Here is a 26,711-nt window from a genome sequence, read left to right as displayed (position 1 = left end):
AAGAAAAGCGAAAGTGCCCGTTTAGCGACGTACGGACTGGAGCCCACCGTATGAGATAAAGGAAACACGGCGACCGTAAGTAAGCCGATGTTGACTTATCGTAAGGAGGGGAGCGAAGTCTCGGAAGTCGTTGGGCGCTGTAGCTAGACAAAGAAAAGCGAAAGTGCCCGTTTAGCGACGTACGGACTGGAGCCCACCGTATGAGATAAAGGAAACACGGCGACCGTAAGTAAGCCGATGTTGACTTATCGTAAGGAGGGGAGCGAAGTCTCGGAAGTCGTTGGGCGCTGTAGCTAGACATCTTTGAATTTGATACGATCTTTTAAAAGGGGGATGTGCTTGTGCTTAAGGATAACTTAACGATAGTTCACCAAGAGAAAATTGCAGACCAAATATTTGAGTTAGTAATTGAAGGTGAACTCGTTTCGAATATGACAACACCAGGTCAATTTGTACATGTGAAAGTTGACCGTGGAATTGATCCTCTGTTACGTCGGCCAATTAGTATTTGTAACGTCGATCTAAATAAAAAACAGCTTACGATGTTATATCGTGCTGGTGGGAAAGGAACGTCACTCTTATCTGAACGTGTAAAAGGGGAACTTGTTGATGTCATGGGACCCCTTGGCACAGGCTTTCCTGTTGAAGAAGCCAAAGAAGGAGAAGTAGCATTATTAGTAGGTGGGGGTATTGGTGTCCCTCCACTGTACTACCTCTCACAGCAACTGAAAGCAAGAGGTGTAAAAGTCGTTCACGTCCTTGGGTTTGCTTCAGCAAAAGATGTTTTTTATGAAGAAAAATTTGCAAAGCTTGGGGATACGTATGTTGCAACAGTTGATGGCACACATGGTTCAAAAGGATTTGTGACTGATGTGATTGAGCAAGAAGCTCTTAATTTTGATGTGTTATATTCCTGTGGGCCTAACCCTATGTTGAAAGCATTAGAAGATCGCTTTCATGACAGACGAGCGTATTTATCTCTTGAAGAGCGAATGGGCTGCGGAATTGGTGCATGCCTAGCCTGTGTATGTCATCTTCAAGACGATCCAACAGGTACTTCATATAAAAAGATATGTACAGACGGTCCTGTATTCCCAATCGGAGAGGTGATACTATGAGCCGTTTACAAATAGAACTACCAGGATTATCTATGAAAAATCCAATTATGCCAGCTTCAGGCTGTTTTGGATTTGGAAAAGAGTATGCGAAGTTTTACGATTTAAGTAAGCTCGGTGCGATCGCAGTTAAAGCAACTACAGCTGAACCACGCTACGGAAATCCAACACCACGTGTTGCCGAAACAGCAGCAGGAATGCTAAATGCAATAGGACTACAAAACCCTGGCCTTGAAAAAGTGGTAAACGAGGAATTACCGTGGCTAGAAAAGTATGATGTGCCTATTATTGCGAATGTAGCTGGATCGGAAATGGAAGATTATATTGAAGTAGCAGAACGTGTATCTAAAGCACCTAATGTGTCTGCATTAGAGTTGAATATTTCATGTCCAAACGTTAAAAAAGGCGGAATTGCTTTCGGTACGATCCCAGAAGTAGCAGCAGAATTGACAAAAGAAGTGAAACGAGTATCTTCGGTTCCAGTTTATGTGAAGTTGTCTCCTAATGTTGCTGATATTGTTGGAATGGCTAGAGCTGTGGAAGAAGCAGGTGCCGATGGACTATCCATGATTAATACATTATTAGGAATGCGGATTGATTTAAAATCAAGAAAACCGATCTTAGCCAATGGTGCAGGCGGACTTTCAGGACCAGCGGTAAAGCCGGTAGCGCTCCGTATGATCCATCAAGTAAGTCAAGCGGTTTCAATCCCGATTATCGGAATGGGCGGCATACAATCTGCTGAAGATGTAATTGAGTTTTTCTTAGCAGGTGCTGACGCAGTTGCGGTAGGTACAGCAAATTTCGTAGATCCATTTATCTGTCCAGACATTATTAATGCACTTCCTGCTTTGCTAGATCGGTTTGGAGTAGAACATATTTCAGAATTAACGGGAGGTAGCTGGAAATAATGAAAAGACCTGTTATTATTGCCTTAGACTTTTCCAGTGCCAACGAGGTAGAAGAGTTCTTAACAAAAATGCCTAACGAGTCGCTATTTTTAAAAGTAGGTATGGAGCTGTTTTACAGTTCAGGTACACAACTTATTCATAGTTTGAAAGAAAAAGGGCATCGTATCTTCTTAGATTTAAAATTACATGATATTCCGAATACTGTTGGACAAGGTATGAAAGCACTCGCACATTTAAATGTCGATATTGTAAATGTTCATGCTGCTGGTGGTTCAGAGATGATGAAACGAGCAATGGAAGGTTTACATGCAGGAACACCTTCTGGAATAGAGCGTCCAAAGCTTATCGCTGTCACGCAATTAACAAGTACGAGCGAACAAGTAATGCAACAAGAGCTTAGAATAAATGGAACAATGAAAGAAACGGTCAAAGCATATGCAAAGCTGGCTAAGGATAGTGGATTAGACGGGGTTGTTTCTTCACCACTAGAAGTACCACTCATTCATGAGTCTTGTGGAGAAAACTTCTTGACTGTGACACCTGGGATACGTTTAGCAGGAGATGCTGTAGGTGACCAAAAGCGTGTTACAACACCAAGTGATGCAAGAAAACTTGGAAGTTGGGGAATTGTTGTAGGAAGAAGTATTACTGCAAGCGAGGATCCGACGGCAGCTTATGAAAAAGTAGTAACTGAATGGGAGGAATGATCATGAGAGAACAAATCGCATCACACTTATTAGATATTAATGCTGTATATTTACGCCCAAATGATCCTTTTACTTGGAGTTCAGGGATGAAGTCTCCCATTTATTGTGATAATCGTTTAACACTTTCATACCCAACAATACGTAAAGATATTGCGAACGGTTTAAAGCAATTAATCGAGGTAAACTATGCGGATGTTAATGTAATTGCAGGAACTGCAACAGCAGGTATTCCTCACGCAGCATGGGTAAGTGATCTAATGGAAAAACCAATGGCTTATATTCGCAGCAAAGCAAAAGGTCACGGGAAAGGCAATCAAATTGAAGGAAAGATTGAAGCTGGGGATAAAGTTGTTATTGTCGAAGATCTAATTTCAACTGGCGGAAGTGTTATTACGGCTGCCGAAGCAGTCCGTGAAGTGGGTGGAATTGTAGTCGGAGTTGTCGCCATTTTTACATATGGTCTAGAAAAAGGTATCACTCAACTTGAACAAGCGGAACTACCTTTCCAAGTTCTCACAGATTATGAAACACTTCTTCAAGTGGCCCTAAAACGAAATGATATTAATGAAGAAGAAGTAACTAAACTAAAACAATGGCGTCAAAATCCATCATCAACAGATTGGATGAACGCCTAACAGTAGATAGCTAACTCTATATGAGTTAGCTTTTTTTTAGGCTGTGTTAAAGTGTGTTGTTGATGATAAATGTTTGGGATGTTCGTGATTAGTTCCTACCAAAATACTATTCAAATTTTATACATCATAGTAAAATAATTAAAGTATTCAGAAAAAATGAGGTGGGAAAACGAATGAGAAAAATGAATGGGGAAGAATTTAATCCATTAGTACCTTTTTTTGATGCGATGGCATGTACAAGCTGGTTAGGAGCTGTACACGATCAATTAAAACAAGTAACAGGAAGTTGGACAGGTAAACGTGTATTAGATGTTGGCTGTGGGACTGGGCGCTTATTAATAAGAGGAGTAGAGGAAGCTGACCACGTTGTAGGAATCGACATCTCTGAAGGAATGATTGAAGCAGCGAATGAATTATACAAAGAAAAGAGAATTAATGATAAAGCAACCTTTCAAGTAGGTGATGCGTATGAATTATCATTTACGGATGATGAATTTGACATAGCCATCTCTACTTGTGTTCTTTTTCTGTTACCAGAGCCAGATAGAGGAATGAAAGAGATGTTACGTGTTGTGAAAGCCGGTGGCATGATCGTTATGTTAAACCCTTCTGAACAAATGAATCAACAGGCTGCTGCAGATTATTGCAAGAAACATAATATTACACAATTTGAGGAAACTACTTTGTTAAAGTGGTCAAATATCTCTACGTTAAGACATCGTTATAATTCAGAAGAACTTTCTGATTTTTTAACGGAGTGTGGAGCAACAGAGGTTGAGCATTATCCCGTTGTTGATGGTTTAGCATTAATTACCATCTGTAAGCTATAAGCACACTATTTATAAAATAAAAAGGACAGTCCACTTAAATTGAACTGCACCCCAATTGTTAGACACATCTAACAATTGGGGTGTGTTTTTTTTTAAGCTCGTATTCCTATTTCCTTAATTTCAATACTAAATCTTCATCAGGAGTGACATATAAAGTCGTCTGGTTGTCATATATAACAAAGCCAGGTTTGGAGCCGTTTGGTTTTTTGACATGGCGTATTTTCGTGTAATCCACGGGGACACCGCTTGATTGTCTAGCTTTACTATAATAGGCAGCTATTGTTGCAGCTTCTGTCAACGTTGTTTCGTCTGGGTCTGTATGGCGAATGACAACGTGTGAACCAGGAATATCCTTCGTATGAAGCCATATTTCATCTTGGCGGGCAAAACGATTTGTGAGGTATTCGTTTTGTTTATTGTTTTTACCAACATAAAATTCTACACCTTTTGAGGATAGGTAGGATTCTAATTGTGGCTTTACGGTTTTTTTCTTTTTCTTACTATCTTTTTGGCGACGTCTCACGTAACCTTCTTCAATTAGTTCCTCACGAATTTCTTCAACATCTTTTGGAGATGCAGATTCCATTTGCTGAATTAATTGATCTAAATATTGAATTTCTTGTTTAGCTTTTTCGATTTGTTCCTCAACAACTGAAACTGAATTTTTTGCCTTATTATATTTGCGGAAGTAGTTTTGAGCATTGTCCGAAGGTGATTTTTGAGGGTCTAATGTAATGGTTACTGTTCCACCATTTTCGTCATAATAATCGATGACCTCAACTTGTTTATCACCCCGTTTAACTAAGTGTAGATTAGCTGTTAACAACTCGCCGAAACGTTGATAAGTTTTTGCTTTTTCTGCATCCACTAATGTTTTTTCAAGCTTTTTAATTTTCTTCTCATTTTTTTGAAGCTCATTTCGAAGGAATCTTTCTAAGTCATGTGCTTGTTGTTTTACACGATCACGCTCTCCTTTTCCATAAAAGAAGCGGTCTAGTAGTTCACTTACCGTCGAAAAATAACGTATTTCTCCTTCTAAATGAGTGAGTGAAAAGAGAGAGAATGTCTCTTTATTTTCGCCAATAACCATTTGTGGCTCAAATTGAAAAGCTTTTAAAGGAGTAATTACTTCAAAAAAAGCAGTTGCGATTGCTTTTTGTTGTGAAAACTTAGCACGATGAACAATTTCTTTAGTCACTTGTGGTGAAATTCCTGAAAAAGCTTCGAGAAGTTGTTTATCTAACTTTCCTGAATTAAAATCGATTTTTCGAAGTAAACCTTCCTCTTCTATCGTAAATGGATCTGTTTTTCCTTGTTCTGGTGGAAACTCATAGATATGGCCAGGTAATACGGTTCTTACACTACTTTGCGATGGAGAAATATGTTTAATACTATCGATAATTTTTTTAGTTTTTTTATCGATCAGTGTAATGTTACTATGCCGCCCCATAATCTCAATAATTAAGGATTTATATGTAGTGTCTCCGAGTTCATCTTTCCCTTTAATATCAAGCGTAATAATTCGTTCCATTTCTGTCTGTTCGATCTTTTCAATAAAACTGCCTTCTAAATGTTTGCGTAAAAGCATACAAAACATCGGCGGTTCTGGTGGATTATCATATTTTTCTGTTGTTAAATGTACTCGCGCAAACGAAGGATTTGCTGATAAAAGTAAGGAATAATTTAATCCTTTAGCACGGATCGATAACAATAGCTCTGTTTTATAAGGTTGATAGACCCGAGAAATCCTCCCCGTTTCTAGTTTTTCTTGTAATTCATTTGTTATTGCTCTAGTCATTAGTCCATCAAATGACATGCGTTCACCAACTTCCTCATCATTCTCTTTAACTTTCATTAAGTTATTTATTAATAAAGTTATATTTATTATGTCATTACAATCATCAGTATAGCATTTTTTAGGACGTGCCTGAATAAGATGCTTGTATAAAGTGTACAAGATGTGGGGTGTCTTCATGAAATGGTATGAGATGGAGGTAAATGAGGTTGAAAGATCAACAGGTACAAACGGTACAAAAGGTTTGTCGGATAAGGAGGCACAAAAACGGCTAAAGCAATACGGAGAAAATAAGTTAGATGAAGGTGAGAAACCTTCGGCACTATTAGTGTTTTTAGGGCAGTTTAAAGATTTTATGGTACTCGTCCTGCTAGCAGCAACACTCATTTCTGGCTTACTAGGTGAATACATCGATGCGATTACAATTATGATAATTATTTTATTAAATGGTGTATTAGGATTCGTTCAAGAGCGTAAAGCTGAAAAGTCATTAACTGCTTTAAAGGAACTATCTGCTCCGCAACTAGTCGTCCTTCGAAATGGAGAGTGGACGAAAATTCCTTCAAGTATGGCCGTTGTCGGTGATATTGTTAAGGTTACAAGTGGTGACAGAATTGGAGCGGATATGCGCTTGTTACAAGTGAATGGTCTCCAAATAGAAGAATCGTCACTAACGGGTGAATCGGTTCCTGTCCAAAAAAGTGAACAGGTCTTAAAAGGTGAGGACCTTGAACTTGGTGATCAAGCAAATATGGCATTTATGGGAACATTAGTGACACAAGGAAATGGGATTGGTGTTATTATTGCAACAGGAATGAAGACTGAAATGGGGAAGATTGCTCATTTGCTTCAATCGACAGAAACGTTAGTAACACCATTGCAACGGAAACTTGAGCAATTAGGTAAGATATTAATAGGAGTTGCATTACTCCTCACAGCTCTTGTCGTTTTAATTGGGGTATACCAAGGTCATGATGTTTATACAATGTTCCTTGCTGGGGTTTCCTTGGCGGTAGCTGCAATACCAGAAGGCTTACCAGCGATAGTTACTGTCGCATTAGCGTTAGGCGTTCAAAGGATGATTAAGCGAAAAGCTATTGTTCGTAAATTACCAGCAGTTGAAACACTAGGTTGTGCTTCAGTAATTTGTTCCGACAAAACAGGAACCTTAACACAAAATAAAATGACGGTTACCCATCTATGGATTGGTGGAAAAACGTGGCATGTTACAGGTACAGGTTATGAGCCAACAGGTGACTTTTTAGTTAATGGGGAAAAAGTAAATATTCAAAAAGAACGTGCTCTCCAACAAATGTTAGCATTTGGTCACTTATGTAACCATGCGAAAATTAATGAAAAAGCTGTTAAGGAAGGCTTACTAAAAAAGAAGAAAACAGAATATGTATTAGATGGTGATCCAACAGAAGGAGCACTTGTCGTTGCTGCAAATAAGGCAGGAATAACCTTAGATGCATTAAGAAAACAATTTACTATTATAAAAGAGTTTCCATTTGAGTCTACAAGGAAAATGATGACTGTTATCGTACAAGATAAAAATGGAAAAAGGTTTGCGGTAACAAAAGGAGCACCTGATGTAGTATTAGCTAATAGTAAAAATATCTTTTTTAATTCCCGGGAAGAAGCGTTGACAAATAGGAGTAGGACGTTAGTAGAAGATGCTATTACAGCTCTTGCCAGTCAAGCATTGCGAACAATAGCTATCGCTTACCGGCCACTAACGACATCTGATAAAATCGACTACCCTTTAGATGTGGAAAAAGATTTAACTTTCATTGGGCTTGAAGGAATGATTGATCCACCAAGACCAGAGGTCAGAGATTCAATTCGTGAGTGTCGTGAAGCGGGGATTAAAACGATAATGATTACTGGCGACCATGCAATCACTGCCCGTGCGATAGCAAAGCAATTAGATATTCTTCCTGAAAACGGAAAAGCTCTAGACGGACAAACGCTATCAAGAATTAGTGTTGAACAACTCGAAGAAATCGTTGATGATGTGTACGTATTTGCACGCGTTTCACCAGAACATAAACTCAAAATAGTTAAAGCCCTTCAAGCACGAGGTCATATTGTTGCGATGACAGGCGATGGCGTAAATGATGCACCTGCTATTAAAGCTGCAAATATTGGTATAGCGATGGGGATTACTGGTACAGATGTTGCTAAAGAAGCATCTTCTCTCATATTAAGTGATGATAATTTTGCAACGATAAAAGCAGCTATTAAAGAAGGACGCAATATATACGAAAATATTAGGAAATTTATCCGATATATGCTCGCTTCCAACGTTGGTGAGATCTTAGTTATGTTATTTGCGATGATATTAGGTTTACCATTACCACTTGTGGCGATCCAAATTCTATGGATAAATCTCGTAACTGATGGATTGCCAGCGATGGCATTAGGTATGGATAAAGCTGAAGGGGATGTGATGAAGCGTCCACCGCGAAGTCCTAATGAAGGGGTATTCGCGAGAGGTCTTGCATGGAAAATTGTAAGTAGAGGGTTTATGATTGGTGTTGTTACACTCGTTGCATTTATGGTTACATTAAACGCAAATCCTGATGACTTAACGAAGGCCCAAACAGTAGCGTTTGTTACACTCGTTATGGCCCAACTTATTCATGTATTTGACTGTCGAAGTGAGTATTCAGTGTATCATCGTAACCCATTTGAAAATATGTATCTAGTAGTTGCTGTTATCTCGTCTATATTACTCATGCTGGCTGTTATTTACTATCCACCACTTCAAACGGTATTCCATACGACGTTCATGGATGCACGTGATTGGCTTCTCATTCTTGGAATGGCTGCAATACCTACCGTCGTGCTAGGTGCAGGTCAACTGTTTGGTAGAAAACGATAAGATTTTTAACTTGCTATTTTAATAAAGTTTCGTTAGGCTGTTAAAGGTAACTTTTTACCTATAACGGCCTTTCTTTCCTTTTTAATGTTTATGGTGGTAAAATTAGATAGAATAGAAAAAGTGGATGTGATAAGATGATTACAAGTATGACAGGATACGGGCAAGCGGTCTTAGAAAATGAACGCTTTAAAGTTTCAGTTGAAATGCGTTCCTATAATCATCGTTTTTTTGAAGTAATGATTCGTATGCCTAGACAGCTTTTACCGATTGAAGAACAATTAAAGAAAGCCGTTCAAAAACAAGTGAACCGTGGTAAAGTCGATGTTTTTATTAACATAGAGGGTGAGGGTCTTGTAAAAAAACGGCTTGATGTCGATTGGGATTTATTTAACGAATATCTTTATACTGCAGATGAGATGAAAAAACGTGCAAATATAACAGGGCAGCCCTCAGTAGATGCATTACTACTTCACGAAAAAATTGTCAGTGTTCATGAGCAGGAACAAACAGATGAGGGACTATTTTCAATACTCACAAAAGCTACAGAGGAAGCAGCTAATAAACTTGTTGAAATGAGACAGCGAGAAGGGCAAACTTTATTTGTTGATTTGAAAACGAGAGTTGAAATCGTAAATAAATTAGCTAATGAGTTAACACAGTATGCTCCAAAAGTTGCTGAACACTATCGTACAAAATTACAAAAACGAGTTGAAGACTTTTTACAAGGTCAAGTCGAGTACGATGAAAATAGGCTATTAAATGAAGTAGCTTTTTTCGCAGATAAATCGAATGTTGATGAGGAATTAATTAGACTAGATTCCCATACGCTTCAATTCCTAAAAATTATTGAGGATGGTGGAGTCGTCGGCAGAAAACTTGATTTTCTTATCCAAGAGATGAATCGGGAAGTGAATACGATCGGTTCGAAAGCAAATGACATACATATTAGCCGACAAGTGGTAGAATTAAAGAGTGAAATTGAAAAAATTAAAGAACAAGTACAAAATATTGAATGATTTTATAGAAAAAGCCCCGTTCTTCGTATATAGTATTTTTAGGATGGGAAAAATATAGAGAGTGAGTTTCCTTGTTAACGATAAGACACCTAGTATAACCTTCTAAGATATGAAGGGTTATCTAAAATGTCCTATTTTTACTCCTCTCAAAAAGCGAGGGAGAAAAGATGAACATTAAGTTAATTAATATTGGCTTTGGTAACATCGTATCTGCAAATCGTATAATCTCAATTGTTAGTCCAGAGTCTGCACCAATAAAAAGAATTATTCAAGAAGCTAGAGAGCGAAATATGTTAATTGACGCAACATATGGTAGACGTACTCGAGCAGTAATAATTGCAGATAGTGACCATGTTATTCTAAGTGCAGTTCAGCCTGAAACGGTTGCACAGCGTCTTACGAACAAGGATGAAACAGAAGACGCTTAGATATACATATTTGAGCTACTCGGCTTTAGCCGAGTTTCTTTACACTTTTAACAAGGCTTGTCTTGGAAAGGGGAAGACAAGTTAAACGGAGGTATTTATGAAGAAGGAAAAAGGGCTGTTAATCGTTCTATCTGGTCCTGCTGGTGTTGGAAAAGGAACTGTTTGTTCAGCACTTCGTCAAGAGAACACAGACATTCAGTATTCTGTATCAGCAACGACACGCTCTCCTCGTGAAGGAGAGGTAGATGGCGTTAATTATTTCTTTAAATCTAGAGAAGAATTTGAAGGGATGATTAAAAACGATGATCTGTTAGAATGGGCTGAATACGTAGGGAATTACTACGGTACACCTATTGATTACGTTAGAAAAACGATCGACGAAGGTAATGACATCATATTGGAAATCGAAGTACAGGGTGCATTAAAAGTAAAAGAGCGTCTACCTGAAGGTGTGTTTATCTTTCTAATGCCACCAAGTTTGGCTGAATTAAGAAAGCGTATCGAAGGCCGTGGTACTGAAACTGTTGACGTGATTGATAAACGAATGACAGTTGCTAAAGAAGAAATTGATATGATGAAGAAATATGACTATGTCGTAGAAAATGACGAGGTTCAGTCAGCAGTAGATCGTATTAAGGCGATTGTAACAGCTGAACATTGTAAGCGAGAACGATTAATCGAGAAATACAAACAGTTAGTGGAGGTTGAATAATTTGCTTTATCCATCAATTGACTCATTATTAGATAAGTTAGACTCAAAATATACGCTAGTCACTGTTTCATCAAAACGAGCTCGTGAAATTAAAGAAGATGCTAAACGTGGCCCGCTTGTAGTTAAACCAGTTTCTCATAAGCCAGTAGGGGTTGCTTTAGAGGAAATCGTACAAGACCAACTTCAATATGAGCGCCTTGAAAAATAACAACCTATTCTTAAGATAGGTTGTTTTTTCATAGAAAATAACTAATTTTGTAAAAAAGACTTATATGGAGCTCCTGTTGCTCAAGCTTCGCTTCGGTCCAACAGCCGAGTCTGTAAGGTAAGGATTAGTTGTTGCCCTCTAGCTCTTGCCGCTAAACGGGCACTTACACTTTTCGAAATAGGGGGAAGAGGATATGTTAGATGGAAAGAAAATATTATTGTGTGTGACGGGTGGGGTCGCTGTATTTAAGGCAGCTGCATTAACGAGTAAGCTATCACAAGCAGGTGCTACTGTAAAAGTAATGATGACACATTCAGCAGAAAAATTCGTGACCCCGTTAACGTTTCAAACACTTTCGGGACAACCTGTTTACAATGATACTTTTGATGAAAAAGATCCAAGTGGTGTTGCACATATTGATTTAGCAGCTTGGCCAGATGTCATTCTGATTGCGCCAGCAACTGCTAATATGATTGGAAAATTAGCCAATGGAATTGCAGATGATATGATCTCAACAACCTTACTCGCAACAACAGCTCCAGTATTTATTGCACCAGCGATGAACGTACATATGTATAGCCATCCAGCCGTTAATAAAAACTTACAAACTTTAAATCAATTTGGGTATCACTTTATTGAACCTGATGAAGGTTACTTAGCCTGTGGTTATGTTGGTAAAGGACGATTAGCGGAACCTGAACAAATCATTGAAAAGTTAACACACTATTTTAAAAACCGCCTGTACCAACCTCTAGAAGGAAAGCAGCTTCTTATTACAGCTGGACCAACACAAGAAAAGATTGATCCTGTTCGTTATATTACAAACCACTCTTCAGGAAAAATGGGATATCAAGTTGCTGAAGTAGCTGCTGAACTTGGTGCTAAAGTTATTCTTGTGTCAGGTCCAACAAATCTTAATGCACCTAAAGGAGTTATGAGAATTAACGTAGAGTCAGCACAAGACATGTATGAAGCAGTTATGGAACACTTTCATTCGACTGATGTTGTTATTAAAACTGCTGCTGTTGCAGACTATCGTCCAAAAGTAGTTCATAGTGAAAAAATGAAGAAAAGGCCTGGAGATGCAGCTATAGAACTAGAACGAACAATAGATATATTAGCAACTCTTGGTGAGTTAAAAACACATCAGATATTGGTAGGGTTTGCTGCAGAAACGGAAAAAGTCGAAGAGTATGCCAAAGGGAAATTAGAGCGGAAAAACTTGGATATGATTGTAGCAAATAATATTACTGAAGCGGGTGCTGGGTTTAAGGGAGACACAAACCGAGTAACAATCTATAAGAAAGGTGGGGAAACAATCGAGCTTCCCATTATGACAAAAAGAGAAGTAGCCGAGCAAATCCTTAATGAATTGATTGATTTGCAGCAAGGAAGTTCTAGCGCATGATTGCTAAAGTAGTTGTAGATGTCCCTAGTGGACAAACTGACCGCCAGTTTGATTATAAAATTCCCAACCAATGGGTCCAAATTTTAGAAAAGGGAATGCGTGTTGTTGTTCCGTTTGGGCCGAGGTCTATACAAGGATTTGTTGTTGAAATCGTGGAAAGTTCATCTGTCGAAAAGTTAAAAGAAATTAAAGATATACTTGATGTGACACCTGTTTTAACAGAAGAACTACTTCAGTTAGGTAATTGGCTAACTGAACAAACGCTAGCGTATAAAATCTCTTCTTATCAAGTCATGCTGCCAGCAGCGTTAAAAACAAAAGTTGAAAAACAACTAATATGTATTGAACAGAAACGATTACCTCGTTCGCTTCAACCTTTTTTTGCTACACAGTCGTTAGTAAAATGGGACGATATTATTAAGTCTGAGCCAGGCTTAATAACATCAATAAAAGATGCGGTTAAGCAAGGAATACTTGAAGTGCAATATTCTGTAAAAGATAAAGGTAAAAAGCAAACTCACAGAATGATTGATTGTAATTTTTCAAAAGAGCAATTATCGGAGTTATTAGTAACTCTCCCTTCACGAGCAGAAAAACAAATTGCTCTTGTTCAATACTTTATAACTAATGAAGGAAAAGTTCCGTTAATTCGTTTAATTGAACTAACGCAAAGCAGTCGTTCTTCGATCAAAGCACTTGTTGATAAAGGCGTTCTCGTTGAAACAGAAGAAGAGTTTTATAGAGACCCATTTATTAATGAAACTTTTGAACAAACAAAACCTTTACCGTTAACTAATCAGCAGCAACAAGTAACAACACCTATCCTTAAATCAATAGAAGAAAAGGTTCATAAAACCTTTTTATTGCATGGGGTAACTGGTAGTGGGAAAACAGAGGTTTACCTACAAGTCATTGAGCGAGTCTTAGCTGAAGGAAAAGAAGCGATAGTACTTGTTCCTGAAATCTCTTTAACACCACAGATGGTTGATAGGTTTAAAGGAAGATTTGGCTCCCAAGTAGCGGTTCTTCATAGCGGTCTTTCATCAGGGGAAAAATATGATGAATGGCGCAAGATCCATCGTAAAGAAGTTCGTGTTGCAGTTGGGGCGAGATCAGCTATCTTTGCACCTTTTGAAAACTTAGGAATTATTATTATTGATGAAGAGCATGAAGGAAGTTACAAGCAAGAGGAAATGCCGAGATATCACGCAAGAGATGTAGCCATATTTAGAGGAAAGCATTATAACTGCCCTGTTGTCCTAGGAAGTGCGACCCCTTCTTTAGAAACATATGCTAGAGCAAAAGTAGGTAGGTATGTACTACTAACTTTGGGAGAAAGAGTAAATCAAGGACCAATGCCAACGGTTGAAGTGGTTGATATGCGAGAAGAATTAAGAGCAGGTAATCGTTCTATGTTTTCAAATGCCTTATTTGAGAAGATGAAAGACCGTTTAGAAAAAAATGAACAAATGGTTTTATTATTAAATCGACGTGGCTTTTCTACCTTTGTTATGTGCAGGGACTGTGGGTATGTAGCTACTTGTGAGCATTGCGATATATCGTTTACGTACCACAAGACCAATCATTCACTTAAGTGTCATTATTGTGGACACGAAGAACGAATGATTACAACTTGTCCGTCATGTTCAAGCGAGCATGTACGTTTCTTTGGAACAGGGACGCAACGGGTAGAAGAGGAATTAGGAAAAGTATTACCCGAAGCACGTGTTATTCGTATGGACGTTGATACGACAAGGAGAAAAGGTTCGCATCAGAAGCTATTAAAAGATTTTGGAGATGGAAAAGCCGATATTTTACTTGGTACACAAATGATTGCCAAAGGACTCGACTTCCCGAATATTACACTTGTAGGTGTACTTACAGCCGATACGATGCTTCATCTACCAGATTTCCGTTCCTCTGAAAGAACGTTTCAGTTACTTACGCAAGTAAGTGGAAGAGCAGGAAGACATAAGCTACCAGGTGAAGTAATTGTTCAAACGTATACGCCAGAACATTATAGTATTGAGCTTGTGAAAGAACATGACTATGTTCATTTTTTTCAGCGAGAAATGCTTATTAGAAAAAGTAGTGGTTATCCACCTTACTATCATATTGCACTTATTAATGTTTCTCATCAAGAGTTACCAAAGGTAATTCATGTAACAGAAAAGATTACTCATTTTCTTAAACAGCAATTATCGAGTGAAGCAAATATTTTAGGTCCAGTTGCTTCACCAATTGCGCGGTTAAAAGATAGATATCGCTATCAATGCATGATAAAATACAAAAATGAACCAGCGTTTGGAAAAATATTACGTGAAATTCAACAGCACTATAGCAGGGAAACTGCTCAAGGTAGTTTACAGATATCAATAGATATGAATCCGCAAATTTTTATGTAAAGTCGTTCAATAATCTTAGAAAGGTAGGCATTACTTAATGAAAATAGTTTTTATGGGAACTCCTGATTTTTCTGTCCCCGTATTGCGTCAATTGATTGAAGATGGATATGAGGTCGTAGGTGTCGTTACACAACCAGATCGTCCTAAAGGTAGAAAAAGAGTATTAACTCCTCCTCCAGTTAAAGTAGAAGCAGAAAAACATGGATTAACTATTCTGCAACCGGAAAAAATAAAAGAAAAAGAAGAGTTAAATAAAGTCCTTAATTTAGAGCCAGATTTGATTGTAACGGCAGCATTTGGACAAATATTACCAAAAGATCTATTAGAAGCACCAAAATATGGTTGTATTAATGTGCACGCTTCATTATTACCTAAATATCGAGGTGGGGCACCTATACATCAATCAATAATCGATGGTCAAAAGGAAACTGGAATTACGATTATGTATATGGTTGAAAAGCTAGATGCTGGTGACATTTTAACGCAAGTGGTTGTTCCGATTGAAGAGGAAGATCATGTCGGGTCATTACATAATACTTTAAGTGAAGCTGGGGCTAAGCTATTATCCCAAACCATTCCAGCCCTTATTCGCGGGGAAATTAAACCGCTCGTACAAAATGAACAAGAAGTTACTTATGCAAGGAATATTACGCGTGATCAAGAGAAAGTAGACTGGAAGAGACCAGGTGAAGATATTTATAATCAAATTCGTGGACTTCATCCATGGCCAGTTGCATTCACCACTTTTGTGGGACAGCCGATGAAAATTTGGTGGGGGCAGAAAACTTCCACAACTAAAAAAGAGGAACCTGGTACTGTAATAGCAGTAGTAGATGACGGCTTTATCGTAGCGACGGGCAATGATGTGGCTATTAAAGTGACAGATTTACAGCCAGCTGGGAAGAAACGAATGCTTGCCTCCCAATTTCTACGTGGTGCAGGCATTACAACAGGAGACAAACTAGGAGATTAGAATGAAACAAAAAACAATACGTGAGGTTGCACTAGATGTATTACTTCAAATAGAAAAAAATCAGGCCTATAGTAATCTGCTTTTAAACCAGACGGTAAAAAAAGCAAACTTAGATCCAAGAGATGTTGGACTATTAACTGAAATTGTATATGGAACAGTACAACGCCGTGATACTCTAGATTATTATTTGGAGCCTTTTATAAAAAGAGGGAAAAAAAAGCTAGATGACTGGGTTAGAGTTTTATTAAGGTTATCTATTTATCAAATGGTGTACCTAGATCGGGTGCCAGATCGAGCGATTGTACATGAAGCTGTAACCATTGCAAAACAAAGAGGTCACCAAGGGATTTCTGGGATGGTAAATGGCGTGTTACGAAATGTTAGAAGACAGGAGTTACGGTCTTTTGATGAGGTAAAGGATGATCTAACTCGATTAGCGATTGAAACAAGTCACCCTCTATGGTTAGTAAAACGTTTAGTTAAACAGTATGGGTACGATGAGGCTAAACAAATATGCATGACTAATTTAGAGCCACCACAAGTAACTGTTCGCGTTAATCGAACAAAGGCAACTATAGAAGAAGCAATTGAACTCTTAAAAGAAGAAGGGATAGATGCAATTCGTGGTCACCTTTCTAACGATGCACTCATCATACAAAAAGGTAATGTTACTCATACGAATGCATTCCAAGATGGTGTGATTACGATACAAGATGAAAGTTCTATGCTCGTAGCTAGAGCACTCAGTCCAAAAGAAGGCATGAATGTATTAGATTGTTGTGCAGCTCCTGGAGGAAAATCAACGCATTTAGCAGAGCAAATGAACGATCAAGGCAGAGTGGTCGCTCTTGATTTGCATGATCACAAAGTTAACCTAATAAATCAATTAAGTAAGCGTCTAGAATTAAAGTCAGTCGAAGGAAGGGCGATGGATGCACGACTTGCTAGTCAATCATTTGAAAAGGCCACTTTTGATGCAATCCTAGTTGACGCTCCATGTTCTGGCTTAGGTGTAATTCGTAGAAAACCAGATATAAAATGGACAAAGAGTGTCAAAGATATTGAGGGTATCCAAAAAATCCAAAAAGAAATTTTAACAGCTGTAGTACCTTTATTAAAAACAGGTGGAAGATTCGTTTATAGTACTTGTACAATTGACCGTACTGAAAATGAAGAAATGGTACAATGGTTTTTGGAAAACAACAAAGACTTTGAATTAGATGTCTCTTTAAACGAACGTTTACCTCAACATATATCTGAAAAAGCAGTATTTGGAGAAGGAAGTTTAACGATATTACCGCATCATTTTAATACAGATGGCTTTTTTATAACAGCTTTGATTAAACGATAATAAGGAATGAAGGAGCTCTTATGGAGGACAAAAATACTGAAACAAATTTAGTGCAAACAGAAAAGTTACCTTCAATATATTCGCTTCAGTTTACTGATTTAAAACAGTGGTTGAAAGAAAATAACGAACCTGATTTTAGAGCAGGACAAATTTATGAATGGCTTTATAGGAAACGAATTGACTCTTTTGAAAACATGTCGAATTTGTCAAAGGATTTACGTAGAAAACTGACGGAGCAGTTTAGTTTAACTACATTAAAAACAGTGACAAAACAAGAGTCTAGTGACGGTACAGTCAAATTTTTGTTTGAACTTCACGATGGATACTCAATTGAAACAGTTATTATGCGCCACAATTATGGAAACAGTGTTTGTGTAACTACTCAAGTTGGCTGTCGAATAGGTTGCACGTTTTGTGCTTCTACATTAGGTGGGCTTAAACGTAATTTAGAGGCTGGAGAAATTGTGGCACAAGTACTTGAGGCACAGCGTGCAATGGATGAAGTGGATGAACGAGTAAGTTCCGTAGTTGTTATGGGAATTGGTGAGCCGTTCGACAATTATGATGCGCTTGTTTCTTTTTTAAGAACGATTAACCATAATAAGGGACTTAATATAGGGGCTCGGCACATTACGGTTTCTACCAGCGGCATTGTCCCGTATATATATAAATTTGCAGATGAAGGGATGCAAATTAACTTTGCTATCTCCTTACACGCACCGAATACTGAATTACGCTCTAAACTCATGCCAATCAATCGAGCCTACTCATTAACAAAATTAATGGAATCGATTAATTATTATACTAATAAGACAGGACGTAGAGTGACTTTTGAGTATGGTTTATTTGGTGGAGTAAATGATCAAGACGAACATGCAGAAGAATTGGCTGACCTAATAAAAAATGTAAAATGTCATGTTAATTTAATACCAGTAAACTTTGTATTAGAAAGAGATTATAAGCGGACACCTAGAGATCAAATCTTTGCATTTGAAAACATCTTGAAAAATCGTGGAATTAATGTCACGATTCGAAGAGAGCAAGGACATGATATCGATGCTGCTTGTGGTCAGCTCCGTGCTAAGGAGCGTAAAGAGGAGACGAGGTGAGCAATAAATGAAGTTTGCTTTTAATTCAAATGTTGGTAAAGTGAGACCCCATAATGAAGATAGCGGGGGTATCTTTCAACATCCTAAAGGTCCAGTTATGGCAGTTGTTGCAGATGGGATGGGCGGGCATCAGGCAGGGGATGTTGCAAGCCAAATGACGAGTGATTTATTAAAAGAAAAATGGCTAAATACCCCTGTGATGTCAAAACCAACAGAAATTGAACAATGGATTAATGAAGCCATTCAATTAGTTAACGAGCGACTATTCTTACATGCAAAAGCAAATCGAGAATGTCAGGGGATGGGAACCACTGTTGTGTTAGCGGTTTGTACAGAGGAATTCGTTTCAATCGGTCATGTAGGAGATAGTCGGGGATATTTATTAAATAGCTGTGGCTTTCAGCAAAAGACATCTGACCATTCTTTGGTTAATGAGCTCGTTCGAACAGGCCAAATAACAGAAGAACAAGCGGAGCATCATCCCAGAAAAAACGTTTTGCTGCGAGCTCTTGGCACCGAACCAACGATAAAAATTGATGTTGAAACGATTGATTGGGAAGAAGATGATACCATCATCCTTTGTTCAGACGGTTTATCAAATAAAGTAAACGATAGTGAGATAGAGGAGTTACTACGATTAAGTAATAGTGTTAACGATAAAGTTGATAAACTAATTGATTTGGCCAATGATCGTGGAGGAGAAGATAATATAACCGTAGCGATTGTCCACTATTCTCATGATCGTCAGGAACAGGGGTGACGCTAATGATAGGTACACGTATTAACGGTCGTTATCATATTTTAGAAACAATTGGCGGCGGTGGAATGGCATATGTGTACAAAGCACGTGATGTTATCCTCGATCGAATCGTTGCCGTTAAAGTTTTACAGCCACAATTCTCAAGAGATGAGCAATTCATTAAGCGTTTTAGACGAGAAGCTCAGGCCGCTACTAGTCTAGCTCATCCTAATGTTGTTAGTATATTTGATGTCGGTGAGGAAGAAGATTTATATTATATCGTCATGGAATACGTAGAAGGTCCGACTTTAAAGGAACTTATCCAAGATCGTGGGGCCCTTTCCCTTGATGAAACCGTCGATATTATGACTCAAGTGACTTCGGCAATTGCACACGCACATGCTAATCAAATTGTCCATAGAGATATAAAACCACATAATATTTTAATAAGTAAAAGTGGGGAAGCAAAAGTAACAGACTTTGGAATTGCACGTGCAATGTCCAGTGCAACGATTACTCATACTAATTCTGTTATGGGTTCGGTCCATTATCTTTCACCAGAGCAAGCAAGAGGTGGAGTTGTTACGTATAAATCAGATATTTACTCTCTAGGGATTGTACTTTATGAAATGGTTACTGGACAAGTTCCATTCTCAGGAGATACTGCTGTTACAATTGCTTTAAAGCATTTACAAGATGAAGTGCCGTCTCCAAGGAAAATTAATCGTTTAATTCCACAAAGCCTTGAAAATATTATTCTACGTTCTACTACAAAAGATGCATTACATCGTTATGAAAGTGCAATTGAAATGGGAGAAGATCTAGAAACGTCATTAGATCCAGCTCGATCTAACGAGCCGAGGTTTGTTATTCCAACTGACGATGAAGATGTGACAAAGGCCATACCCATCATTAAACATAATGAAACAGTAAAAGATTTAGATGCGACAATTGAAGCTAAGCCACTTGTGGACAAATCATCGAACGAAGAGGTCAAAACAGAACAACCTAAAAAGAAAAAGAAGAACCGCTGGTTAACATTATTATTGGTTTTATTTTTCTTAATTATTGGGTCTGGAGTGGCGGCGTTTGCTCTCTTTCCAAGTCTCCTAAAAGTAGATGAAGTAGAAGTAATTAACGTCATTGGAGAAGATATAGAAGAAGCTGAGATACTTTTAACTGATCTTGGCTTGATTGTGGAACATGAAAGAGTACCTCATGATGAAGCACCAGAAAATCAAGTCATTCGACAAGATCCAGTTGGTGGTTCGATAGTAAAAGTTGGAAGTAAAGTAAGATTAATTGTCAGTGAAGGCCAAGAGAGGTTTGAGATGCCTGAAGTGATTGGTATGCAAAGGGAGCGGGCTGAACGAATTCTCCGTGATTTTGAAAAAATTGAATTTGCAGAGCGTGAATCTGATGAAACACCAGGTGTTATTCTTACCCAGGTACCAGAACCTGGAGTTCACGTGATCGTGGAAGAAACTACTGTTTACTTAACGTACAGTGTTGAAAAAATGGTTACCTTAAACAATTTGCGCGGATTGACAGAACGAGAGGCATATAATTATTTAGATAGTGAAGGTTTATTATCTAAAGTCACATATCAACACTCTAACGATGTACCTAAAGATCAAGTAATCTCTCAATCACCAAATGCATTTTCACAAGTAAAGAAAGGTACTGAAGTTGCTCTGACGATTTCTAAAGGACCAGAACCAAAAAAACCTGAAGAAACAAGAGAAGAGGAAAGAAAACCTGAACAAGAGCCGAGAAAAACAATAGAGAGTGCTCTACCTCTTCAAGTAGATGAGGGTGATGATCCACATATTCTTATTCGTTATAAAGATGCTACGACAGAAACCGAAAAAGTCTTTTTCGACGAAAGAATATTAGAGACGAAAACTCTCCGGATTCCGATAGTCGTAACTCCACGTAAAGATGGGTATTATAAACTGTATATTAATGGAGAACTCTATGATACATATGAGTTCAAATACACAAACCAATAAAGTAATAAAAAAAGAGGCTGTTCTTATCAAAGAGTCAACAGCCTCAATAATCAGGAGGATTTAATGCCAGAAGGAAGAATAGTCAAAGCCTTGAGTGGCTTCTATTATGTCCATAATGAGGATGGTATGTTTCAATGTCGTGGTCGAGGGGTTTTTCGTAATCAAAATATTAAACCACTCGTAGGTGATTTTGTCCATTTTGAAGCTGAAAATCGTACAGATGGATATATCCTTGATATACATGATCGGGAAAATGAAATGATTCGACCGCCAATTTCAAATGTCGATCAAGCCATTTTAGTTTTTTCGGCATTGGAGCCAAATTTTAGTCCGCTCTTATTAAATCGCTTTTTAGTACATATTGAAGCTCATTATATTGAACCAATTATCTGTATAAGTAAAGTTGATTTATTAGACGAAGCTAAACAACGGATTATTGAGAAGTACAAAGAAGACTATGAAGCCATCGGATATACAGTTATTCTTACATCAATTGAAACAAAAGCAGGAATTGAAACATTAATGCCTTATTTAAAAGATAAGGTAACTGTTATAGCAGGTCAATCAGGAGTAGGAAAATCATCTTTACTCAATACGCTGCACCCAGAGTTAGATATTGAAACAAATAAAATATCAACTCATTTAGGTCGTGGAAAACATACGACTAGGCATGTAGAATTATTAGCAGTGGGTGAAGGCTTAGTTGCTGATACACCTGGTTTTAGCTCGTTGGATTTTGTTGATATTGAAGCAGAGGATTTATCACTTTACTTTCCAGAGATGAAGGAAAGGCTTGCGGATTGTAAGTTTCGAGGGTGTACACATACGAGTGAGCCTAAATGTGCAATTAAAGCAGCTGTTGATGCTGAAGAAATATTATCTTATCGTTATGAACACTATTTACAATTTTTAGAGGAAATAAAAAGCCAAAAGCGGAGGTACTAGTTATGATAAAGATAGCCCCATCCATTTTATCAGCAGATTTTTCAAAGTTAGGTGAAGAGATAAGCGATGTAGAACAAGGTGGAGCAGATTACATACATGTTGACGTCATGGATGGTCACTTTGTGCCGAATATTACGATTGGACCGCTAATTGTCGAAGCGATTCGGCCAGTTACTAAACTACCACTAGATGTTCATTTAATGATTGAAAATCCTGATCTCTACATTCCACAGTTTGCAAAAGCTGGAGCGGATATTATTACAGTTCATGTTGAAGCCTGCCCACACCTCCATCGGACGGTTCATCTCATTAAAGAACAGGGTGTAAAGGCTGGAGTAGTATTAAATCCAGCAACACCAGTTGATACCATTCAACACGTAATAGACGACGTTGATATGGTTCTGTTAATGACTGTTAACCCTGGATTTGGTGGTCAAAAGTTTATTAATAGTGTCTTACCAAAAATTACAGCGGTTTCTGAAATGGCAAAGTCAAAAAAGCTTAATATTGATATCGAGGTAGACGGTGGGGTAAATGAAGAAACGGCACAATTATGTATTGAAGCTGGTGCAAATGTACTTGTAGCAGGATCAGCCGTTTATAGCAAAAAAGATCGTGCCGCGGCAATTGGCGCAATTAGAGGATAATTCCTACCTTAACTACTGAATAGCTGCCTTATTAATGTGACTTTGTAAAGTTTGTTTGTCCAATTTTTATAAACCAAGTTGCATATCAATGATAATTTTGCATATGAATGATTGTAGGATAGATAGAAAGGGTAGAACTCATATAGTTCTCACATGAAAAAAATGGGTACTATTTTGTCAGTGATGAATATACTAGTATAAATGAGCATTCTTCATGTCATCATCCTTCATTTATTCGTAAGTCGGTGGCAATTCATGTTGAGGAGGAGGAGCTATGAAATTTTATACGATCAAGCTGCCTAAGTTCATTGGCGGGTTTGTAAGAGCAATTCTAGGTTCATTTAAAAAAAATTAATTATCCAATAATGCACCGTAACTGCCCAAAGACGGTGCATTATTTGGTTAGAAAGAAAAGCATTTTACTTAGTGTGGTTTAAAAAACCTTTTCTTTCTTGATTTTAGTTAAATTTGAATATTTAGGAAATTGTTTTTAAAAACCAAAAAACAAGAGGTCGACAGTTGTCAGCCTCTTGTTTCTTAAACGAAGCATGAAATAACTTCGTTTCGTCTACACTTATAGTAGACTTGTCTTATACGCGCTCTACTTTACCAGACTTTAACGCACGAGCAGAAACATAAACTCGTTTTGGTTTACCGTCAACTAAAATGCGAACTTTTTGAACGTTTGCGCCCCATTTGCGCTTAGTTTTATTCATCGCGTGTGAACGCTGGTTTCCTGTGCGTGCTTTTCTACCAGTAATATAACATTTACGTGCCATTATATACGCACCTCCTTAAACCCAATTAATCCAATCGAATCAGCTGTCTGTTCGATTTTTAATTCATACTCGAATATCTTAGCATAGGGATTTTTAGAATGCAACAGTTTCCAACAATTTTTATCAAGTAATGATGCTTGACAGTAAATGTGATAGAGTTAGCTTTCAAAATTGGATATAGTATAGTAAAATGACGATACCCAAACAATTTATAAAAGGGGGAGACTGTAATGCCTGTAGAATTAAAAACGCAAATGGGAATTATTGATGTTTCTAAAGACGTAGTAGCAACTATCGCTGGTGGAGCTGCTGTCGATTGTTATGGAATTGTAGGCATGGCATCACAAAAGCAACTTAAAGATGGGTTAAGTGAGATCTTAGGTAAAGAGAACTTTCAACGTGGTGTAGTCATTCGAGAAGAAGGCGATAAAATCCATATCGATATGTACATCATTGTAAGTTATGGTACAAAAATTTCTGAAGTAGCTCATAACGTACAAACGAAAGTTAAATATCAACTAGAGAAAATGTTAGGTTTGGTTGTAGACTCAGTGAACATTTTTGTTCAAGGGGTGCGTGTAATCAACCCTTAAGTGAGTTAGGAGGAAAGATTTGTGTCAGGAAAAGTAATTGATGCTAGTCAACTAGCGCAAATGTTTATTCAAGGTGGCGCTAATTTAACAAAACATGCAAAAATTGTGGATGCATTAAATGTATTCCCAGTACCAGATGGTGACACGGGAACGAATATGAATTTAACGATTACATCTGGAGTAAAAGAAGTTAGACAAGCCCCTCTACAAAAAGTAGCAGCTGTGGCTCAAGCTTTTTCTAAAGGGTTGTTAATGGGAGCTAGAGGAAACTCTGGAGTTATTCTTTCCCAGCTATTTAGAGGCTTTGCAAAGGGTGTTGAAGGAAAAGGTACGATTGATGGCAAAGAGTTAGCTGGTGCTTTTGAACTTGGTGTAACAACGGCTTATAAAGCTGTAATGAAGCCAGTTGAAGGAACAATTTTAACCGTTGCAAAAGATAGTGCAAAAGCAGCTGAAAAAGCTGCAAAGAAAACAAATGATCCAATTGCTGTTATGGAATTTTTATTAACAGAGGCGAGAGCTTCTTTAAAACGGACTCCAGACCTACTTCCAGTATTAAAAGAAGTTGGTGTAGTTGATTCTGGTGGACAGGGTCTAGTTTATATTTATGAAGGGTTCCTTGCAGTACTAAAGGGAGAAACGATTGTAAGTCAAGAAGTGGAAACGCCTTCAATGGAAGACCTCGTAAAAATTGAGCACCATAATGCTCAAAGTATGTTAGCAACAGAAGATATTGAATTTGGCTATTGTACTGAAGTAATGGTTAAATTTGATGAGGAGAAACTAAAAGTAGCTCCTTTTATTGAAGCAGCTTTTCGCCAAGAATTAGATCAATTAGGGGATTCGCTTCTTGTTGTATCTGATGAGGACTTATTAAAAGTACATATTCATGCTGAGTCACCTGGTGAAATATTAAATCGTGCTCAACGATACGGTAATTTAATTAATATCAAGATTGAAAATATGAGAGAGCAACATACTCATTTATTAGATGAGACGAAAGCCGTTTATGGTGAAGACACTGCAATCAAAGAAGAGGCTCCAAAAGAAAAGACCGAATATGGAGTAGTAACAGTTTCTATGGGTGAAGGAATTGAGGAGTTGTTTAAAGGACTGGGTGCAAGTGTAGTCATTCCTGGTGGTCAGACAATGAACCCAAGTACAGAAGATATTGTTACAGCTATACATAAAACCAACGCTCATAAAGTAGTAGTTCTACCTAATAATGGGAATATTATTATGGCTGCAGAACAAGCTGCACAAGTTGCTGATGCTGAGGTGACTGTTGTTCCTTCTAAAACGGTACCACAAGGCTTAGCTGCGTTATTGGCTTTTAATCCAATGACTTCTCTTGAAAGTAATAGAGAAACAATGAAAGATGCGATGTCCTTTGTAAAAACAGGGCAAGTGACGTATGCTGTCCGGGATACAAGTATGGACGGAATTGAAATTAAGAAGGACGATTTTATGGGCATTGCTGAAAAAACGATAATTTCATCTGGACCGTCGCTAGTTGAAGTAACGCAGCAATTGCTAAAAAATATGTTAGATGAAGATTCAGAAATTTTAACGATCATCTGGGGAGAGGGAGCGACAGAAGAAACAGTAGCTGAAATCACTACTTTTGTTGAAGAAAACTTTGAAGACGTAGAAGTTGAAATTCACGAAGGTAAACAGCCGCTATATTCATTTATTTTCTCAGTTGAATAAGCATAATATTTATGAGGCTGACTCTAAGTGTCTGTGCTTCTCACGTGCGCGAGATTAGAATTCGTTGTGAGAAGACTGGCACTTTGTTTTTGGGTCAACCTCATTTTTAAAAAGAGGTGAATGATTTGAAGTATCGCACAGTTTTTGACATTATTGGTCCAGTCATGATTGGACCTTCAAGTTCACACACTGCAGGTGCGGCACGAATCGGTCGCGTTGCTAGAACGCTTTTTGGAAGAGAACCGAAATGGGCTAATATTTATTTTTACGGTTCTTTTGCAAAGACGTATAAAGGACATGGTACTGATGTAGCCATAGTAGGCGGCCTATTAGACTTTGATACATTTGATAAGCGGATTACTAACGCTATCAAAATTGCAGAGACTAAAACGATCGAAATTAATTTTCATGAAGAGGAAGCAGTAACAGACCATCCTAACACTGCAAAGGTTATTCTTGGAGATGAAAAAGACAAACTAGAGTTAGTTGGTATTTCTATTGGTGGTGGGAAGATCGAAATTATTGAATTAAACGGTTTTGATTTAAAGCTTTCTGGAAATCACCCCGCGATTCTAGTAGTTCATAATGATCGTTATGGAGTCATTGCGAATGTTTCTAACATCTTAGCTAAATATCAAATAAACATAGGACATATGGAAGTGTCCAGAAAAGAAAAAGGTCAAGAGGCTTTAATGGTTATTGAAGTTGACCAAAATGTGGATGAGGTTTTGCTTAAAGAAATGGAAGCACTACCAAATATTAATAAAGTGACAAAAATCCATGATTAACGACTTGG

25 protein-coding genes are annotated in these 26,711 nt (G+C 37.8%); 23 read left to right on the top strand and 2 right to left on the bottom strand.

Features of this window, described 5'->3' with window-relative positions:
• Window positions 1-341 precede the first annotated feature (341 nt).
• The 5 genes from GKP30_RS03875 to GKP30_RS03855 all read left to right on the top strand — a co-directional run bounded on the left by GKP30_RS03875 (window position 342) and on the right by GKP30_RS03855 (window position 4,198).
• Window positions 342-1,118: a dihydroorotate dehydrogenase electron transfer subunit gene (locus tag GKP30_RS03875; protein WP_216828049.1), complete on the top strand. Its 777-nt coding sequence runs from the start codon at window positions 342-344 to the stop codon at window positions 1,116-1,118.
• Complete coding sequence (locus GKP30_RS03870) at window positions 1,115-2,026, top strand: dihydroorotate dehydrogenase (protein ID WP_216828048.1); 912 nt, start codon at window positions 1,115-1,117, stop codon at window positions 2,024-2,026. Before GKP30_RS03875 ends, GKP30_RS03870 begins: the two co-directional genes overlap by 4 nt.
• Window positions 2,026-2,733: an orotidine-5'-phosphate decarboxylase gene (pyrF, locus tag GKP30_RS03865; protein ID WP_216828047.1), complete on the top strand. Its 708-nt coding sequence runs from the start codon at window positions 2,026-2,028 to the stop codon at window positions 2,731-2,733. The genes GKP30_RS03870 and pyrF overlap by 1 nt, the downstream gene beginning before the upstream one ends.
• Before the next feature lie 2 nt (window positions 2,734-2,735).
• On the top strand, window positions 2,736-3,368 hold the full coding sequence (gene pyrE, locus GKP30_RS03860) for an orotate phosphoribosyltransferase (RefSeq protein ID WP_216828046.1): 633 nt from the start codon (window positions 2,736-2,738) through the stop codon (window positions 3,366-3,368).
• Between the two features lie 173 nt (window positions 3,369-3,541).
• The gene (locus tag GKP30_RS03855; protein ID WP_216828045.1) at window positions 3,542-4,198 is read left to right on the top strand and encodes a class I SAM-dependent methyltransferase; all 657 of its coding nucleotides are present in this window, start codon (window positions 3,542-3,544) and stop codon (window positions 4,196-4,198) included.
• Between the two features lie 106 nt (window positions 4,199-4,304).
• Here the strand turns inward: GKP30_RS03855 and GKP30_RS03850 are convergent, their stop codons facing one another.
• Complete coding sequence (locus GKP30_RS03850; RefSeq protein WP_216828098.1) at window positions 4,305-6,014, bottom strand: Rqc2 family fibronectin-binding protein; 1,710 nt, start codon at window positions 6,012-6,014, stop codon at window positions 4,305-4,307.
• Between the two features lie 157 nt (window positions 6,015-6,171).
• Here GKP30_RS03850 and GKP30_RS03845 point away from each other — a divergent pair, with 157 nt between their 5' ends.
• From GKP30_RS03845 to spoVM, 15 genes are all read left to right on the top strand, one after another.
• On the top strand, window positions 6,172-8,880 hold the full coding sequence (locus GKP30_RS03845) for a cation-translocating P-type ATPase (protein ID WP_216828044.1): 2,709 nt from the start codon (window positions 6,172-6,174) through the stop codon (window positions 8,878-8,880).
• A gap of 134 nt (window positions 8,881-9,014) precedes the next feature.
• Window positions 9,015-9,896, top strand: a complete 882-nt coding sequence (locus tag GKP30_RS03840) for a YicC/YloC family endoribonuclease (protein ID WP_216828043.1) — start codon at window positions 9,015-9,017, stop codon at window positions 9,894-9,896.
• 167 nt (window positions 9,897-10,063) lie between these two features.
• The gene (gene remA / locus GKP30_RS03835) at window positions 10,064-10,324 is read left to right on the top strand and encodes an extracellular matrix/biofilm regulator RemA (RefSeq protein ID WP_216828042.1); all 261 of its coding nucleotides are present in this window, start codon (window positions 10,064-10,066) and stop codon (window positions 10,322-10,324) included.
• 97 nt (window positions 10,325-10,421) lie between these two features.
• A complete protein-coding gene (gene gmk, locus GKP30_RS03830; protein ID WP_216828041.1) occupies window positions 10,422-11,036 on the top strand; it encodes a guanylate kinase in 615 nt (204 codons plus the stop codon).
• Window position 11,037: 1 nt separating this feature from the next.
• Window positions 11,038-11,244: a DNA-directed RNA polymerase subunit omega gene (gene rpoZ / locus GKP30_RS03825; protein ID WP_216828040.1), complete on the top strand. Its 207-nt coding sequence runs from the start codon at window positions 11,038-11,040 to the stop codon at window positions 11,242-11,244.
• 193 nt (window positions 11,245-11,437) lie between these two features.
• A complete protein-coding gene (gene coaBC / locus GKP30_RS03820; RefSeq protein WP_216828039.1) occupies window positions 11,438-12,652 on the top strand; it encodes a bifunctional phosphopantothenoylcysteine decarboxylase/phosphopantothenate--cysteine ligase CoaBC in 1,215 nt (404 codons plus the stop codon).
• Window positions 12,649-15,057, top strand: coding sequence for a primosomal protein N' (gene priA, locus GKP30_RS03815; RefSeq protein WP_216828038.1), 2,409 nt, complete (start codon window positions 12,649-12,651; stop codon window positions 15,055-15,057). The genes coaBC and priA overlap by 4 nt, the downstream gene beginning before the upstream one ends.
• A 37-nt stretch (window positions 15,058-15,094) precedes the next feature.
• Entirely contained in the window at window positions 15,095-16,030 is a 936-nt protein-coding gene (fmt, locus tag GKP30_RS03810; RefSeq protein WP_216828037.1) for a methionyl-tRNA formyltransferase, read from the top strand.
• Window position 16,031: 1 nt separating this feature from the next.
• A complete protein-coding gene (gene rsmB, locus GKP30_RS03805; protein ID WP_216828036.1) occupies window positions 16,032-17,381 on the top strand; it encodes a 16S rRNA (cytosine(967)-C(5))-methyltransferase RsmB in 1,350 nt (449 codons plus the stop codon).
• A 20-nt stretch (window positions 17,382-17,401) separates the two neighbouring features.
• Window positions 17,402-18,490 (top strand): 23S rRNA (adenine(2503)-C(2))-methyltransferase RlmN, encoded by a 1,089-nt coding sequence (rlmN, locus tag GKP30_RS03800; protein WP_216828035.1) that lies wholly within the window; start codon window positions 17,402-17,404, stop codon window positions 18,488-18,490.
• 7 nt (window positions 18,491-18,497) lie between these two features.
• Complete coding sequence (locus GKP30_RS03795; RefSeq protein WP_216828034.1) at window positions 18,498-19,250, top strand: Stp1/IreP family PP2C-type Ser/Thr phosphatase; 753 nt, start codon at window positions 18,498-18,500, stop codon at window positions 19,248-19,250.
• Between the two features lie 5 nt (window positions 19,251-19,255).
• Entirely contained in the window at window positions 19,256-21,241 is a 1,986-nt protein-coding gene (pknB, locus tag GKP30_RS03790) for a Stk1 family PASTA domain-containing Ser/Thr kinase (protein WP_216828033.1), read from the top strand.
• Window positions 21,242-21,304: 63 nt separating this feature from the next.
• On the top strand, window positions 21,305-22,186 hold the full coding sequence (gene rsgA / locus GKP30_RS03785; protein WP_216828032.1) for a ribosome small subunit-dependent GTPase A: 882 nt from the start codon (window positions 21,305-21,307) through the stop codon (window positions 22,184-22,186).
• Window positions 22,187-22,188: 2 nt separating this feature from the next.
• A complete protein-coding gene (gene rpe / locus GKP30_RS03780) occupies window positions 22,189-22,833 on the top strand; it encodes a ribulose-phosphate 3-epimerase (protein ID WP_216828031.1) in 645 nt (214 codons plus the stop codon).
• 274 nt (window positions 22,834-23,107) lie between these two features.
• Window positions 23,108-23,188, top strand: coding sequence for a stage V sporulation protein SpoVM (gene spoVM / locus GKP30_RS03775; protein ID WP_075385605.1), 81 nt, complete (start codon window positions 23,108-23,110; stop codon window positions 23,186-23,188).
• A 235-nt stretch (window positions 23,189-23,423) separates the two neighbouring features.
• Here the strand turns inward: spoVM and rpmB are convergent, their stop codons facing one another.
• Window positions 23,424-23,612: a 50S ribosomal protein L28 gene (gene rpmB / locus GKP30_RS03770; protein ID WP_209122429.1), complete on the bottom strand. Its 189-nt coding sequence runs from the start codon at window positions 23,610-23,612 to the stop codon at window positions 23,424-23,426.
• A gap of 230 nt (window positions 23,613-23,842) precedes the next feature.
• On the opposite strand from rpmB, the gene GKP30_RS03765 reads away from it, so the two are divergent.
• The 3 genes from GKP30_RS03765 (at window position 23,843) to sdaAB (ending at window position 26,703) form a co-directional block, all read left to right on the top strand.
• Entirely contained in the window at window positions 23,843-24,205 is a 363-nt protein-coding gene (locus GKP30_RS03765) for an Asp23/Gls24 family envelope stress response protein (RefSeq protein WP_216828030.1), read from the top strand.
• A 21-nt stretch (window positions 24,206-24,226) separates the two neighbouring features.
• Window positions 24,227-25,915 (top strand): DAK2 domain-containing protein, encoded by a 1,689-nt coding sequence (locus tag GKP30_RS03760; RefSeq protein WP_216828029.1) that lies wholly within the window; start codon window positions 24,227-24,229, stop codon window positions 25,913-25,915.
• 125 nt (window positions 25,916-26,040) lie between these two features.
• Window positions 26,041-26,703 (top strand): L-serine ammonia-lyase, iron-sulfur-dependent subunit beta, encoded by a 663-nt coding sequence (sdaAB, locus tag GKP30_RS03755; RefSeq protein ID WP_216828028.1) that lies wholly within the window; start codon window positions 26,041-26,043, stop codon window positions 26,701-26,703.
• The last annotated feature ends 8 nt before the right edge of the window (window positions 26,704-26,711 follow it).

Source organism: Alkalihalobacterium elongatum, assembly GCF_019024285.1.
GTDB classification, from domain to species: Bacteria; Bacillota; Bacilli; order Bacillales; family Bacillaceae_F; genus Alkalihalobacterium; species Alkalihalobacterium elongatum.
This window is presented reverse-complemented; position numbering and strand designations above follow the sequence as displayed.

Coding starts and splice junctions, on each gene's coding strand:
- coaBC (WP_216828039.1), top strand. CDS start 11,438: ATGTTAGATGGAAAGAAAATATTATTGTGTGTGACGGGTGGGGTCGCT.
- spoVM (WP_075385605.1), top strand. CDS start 23,108: ATGAAATTTTATACGATCAAGCTGCCTAAGTTCATTGGCGGGTTTGTA.
- GKP30_RS03845 (WP_216828044.1), top strand. CDS start 6,172: ATGAAATGGTATGAGATGGAGGTAAATGAGGTTGAAAGATCAACAGGT.
- gmk (WP_216828041.1), top strand. CDS start 10,422: ATGAAGAAGGAAAAAGGGCTGTTAATCGTTCTATCTGGTCCTGCTGGT.
- priA (WP_216828038.1), top strand. CDS start 12,649: ATGATTGCTAAAGTAGTTGTAGATGTCCCTAGTGGACAAACTGACCGC.
- remA (WP_216828042.1), top strand. CDS start 10,064: ATGAACATTAAGTTAATTAATATTGGCTTTGGTAACATCGTATCTGCA.
- pknB (WP_216828033.1), top strand. CDS start 19,256: ATGATAGGTACACGTATTAACGGTCGTTATCATATTTTAGAAACAATT.
- rpmB (WP_209122429.1), bottom strand. CDS start 23,612: ATGGCACGTAAATGTTATATTACTGGTAGAAAAGCACGCACAGGAAAC.
- rlmN (WP_216828035.1), top strand. CDS start 17,402: ATGGAGGACAAAAATACTGAAACAAATTTAGTGCAAACAGAAAAGTTA.
- rsmB (WP_216828036.1), top strand. CDS start 16,032: ATGAAACAAAAAACAATACGTGAGGTTGCACTAGATGTATTACTTCAA.
- GKP30_RS03850 (WP_216828098.1), bottom strand. CDS start 6,014: ATGTCATTTGATGGACTAATGACTAGAGCAATAACAAATGAATTACAA.
- GKP30_RS03870 (WP_216828048.1), top strand. CDS start 1,115: ATGAGCCGTTTACAAATAGAACTACCAGGATTATCTATGAAAAATCCA.
- fmt (WP_216828037.1), top strand. CDS start 15,095: ATGAAAATAGTTTTTATGGGAACTCCTGATTTTTCTGTCCCCGTATTG.
- rpe (WP_216828031.1), top strand. CDS start 22,189: ATGATAAAGATAGCCCCATCCATTTTATCAGCAGATTTTTCAAAGTTA.
- pyrF (WP_216828047.1), top strand. CDS start 2,026: ATGAAAAGACCTGTTATTATTGCCTTAGACTTTTCCAGTGCCAACGAG.
- rsgA (WP_216828032.1), top strand. CDS start 21,305: ATGCCAGAAGGAAGAATAGTCAAAGCCTTGAGTGGCTTCTATTATGTC.
- pyrE (WP_216828046.1), top strand. CDS start 2,736: ATGAGAGAACAAATCGCATCACACTTATTAGATATTAATGCTGTATAT.
- GKP30_RS03840 (WP_216828043.1), top strand. CDS start 9,015: ATGATTACAAGTATGACAGGATACGGGCAAGCGGTCTTAGAAAATGAA.
- GKP30_RS03855 (WP_216828045.1), top strand. CDS start 3,542: ATGAGAAAAATGAATGGGGAAGAATTTAATCCATTAGTACCTTTTTTT.
- GKP30_RS03795 (WP_216828034.1), top strand. CDS start 18,498: ATGAAGTTTGCTTTTAATTCAAATGTTGGTAAAGTGAGACCCCATAAT.
- GKP30_RS03765 (WP_216828030.1), top strand. CDS start 23,843: ATGCCTGTAGAATTAAAAACGCAAATGGGAATTATTGATGTTTCTAAA.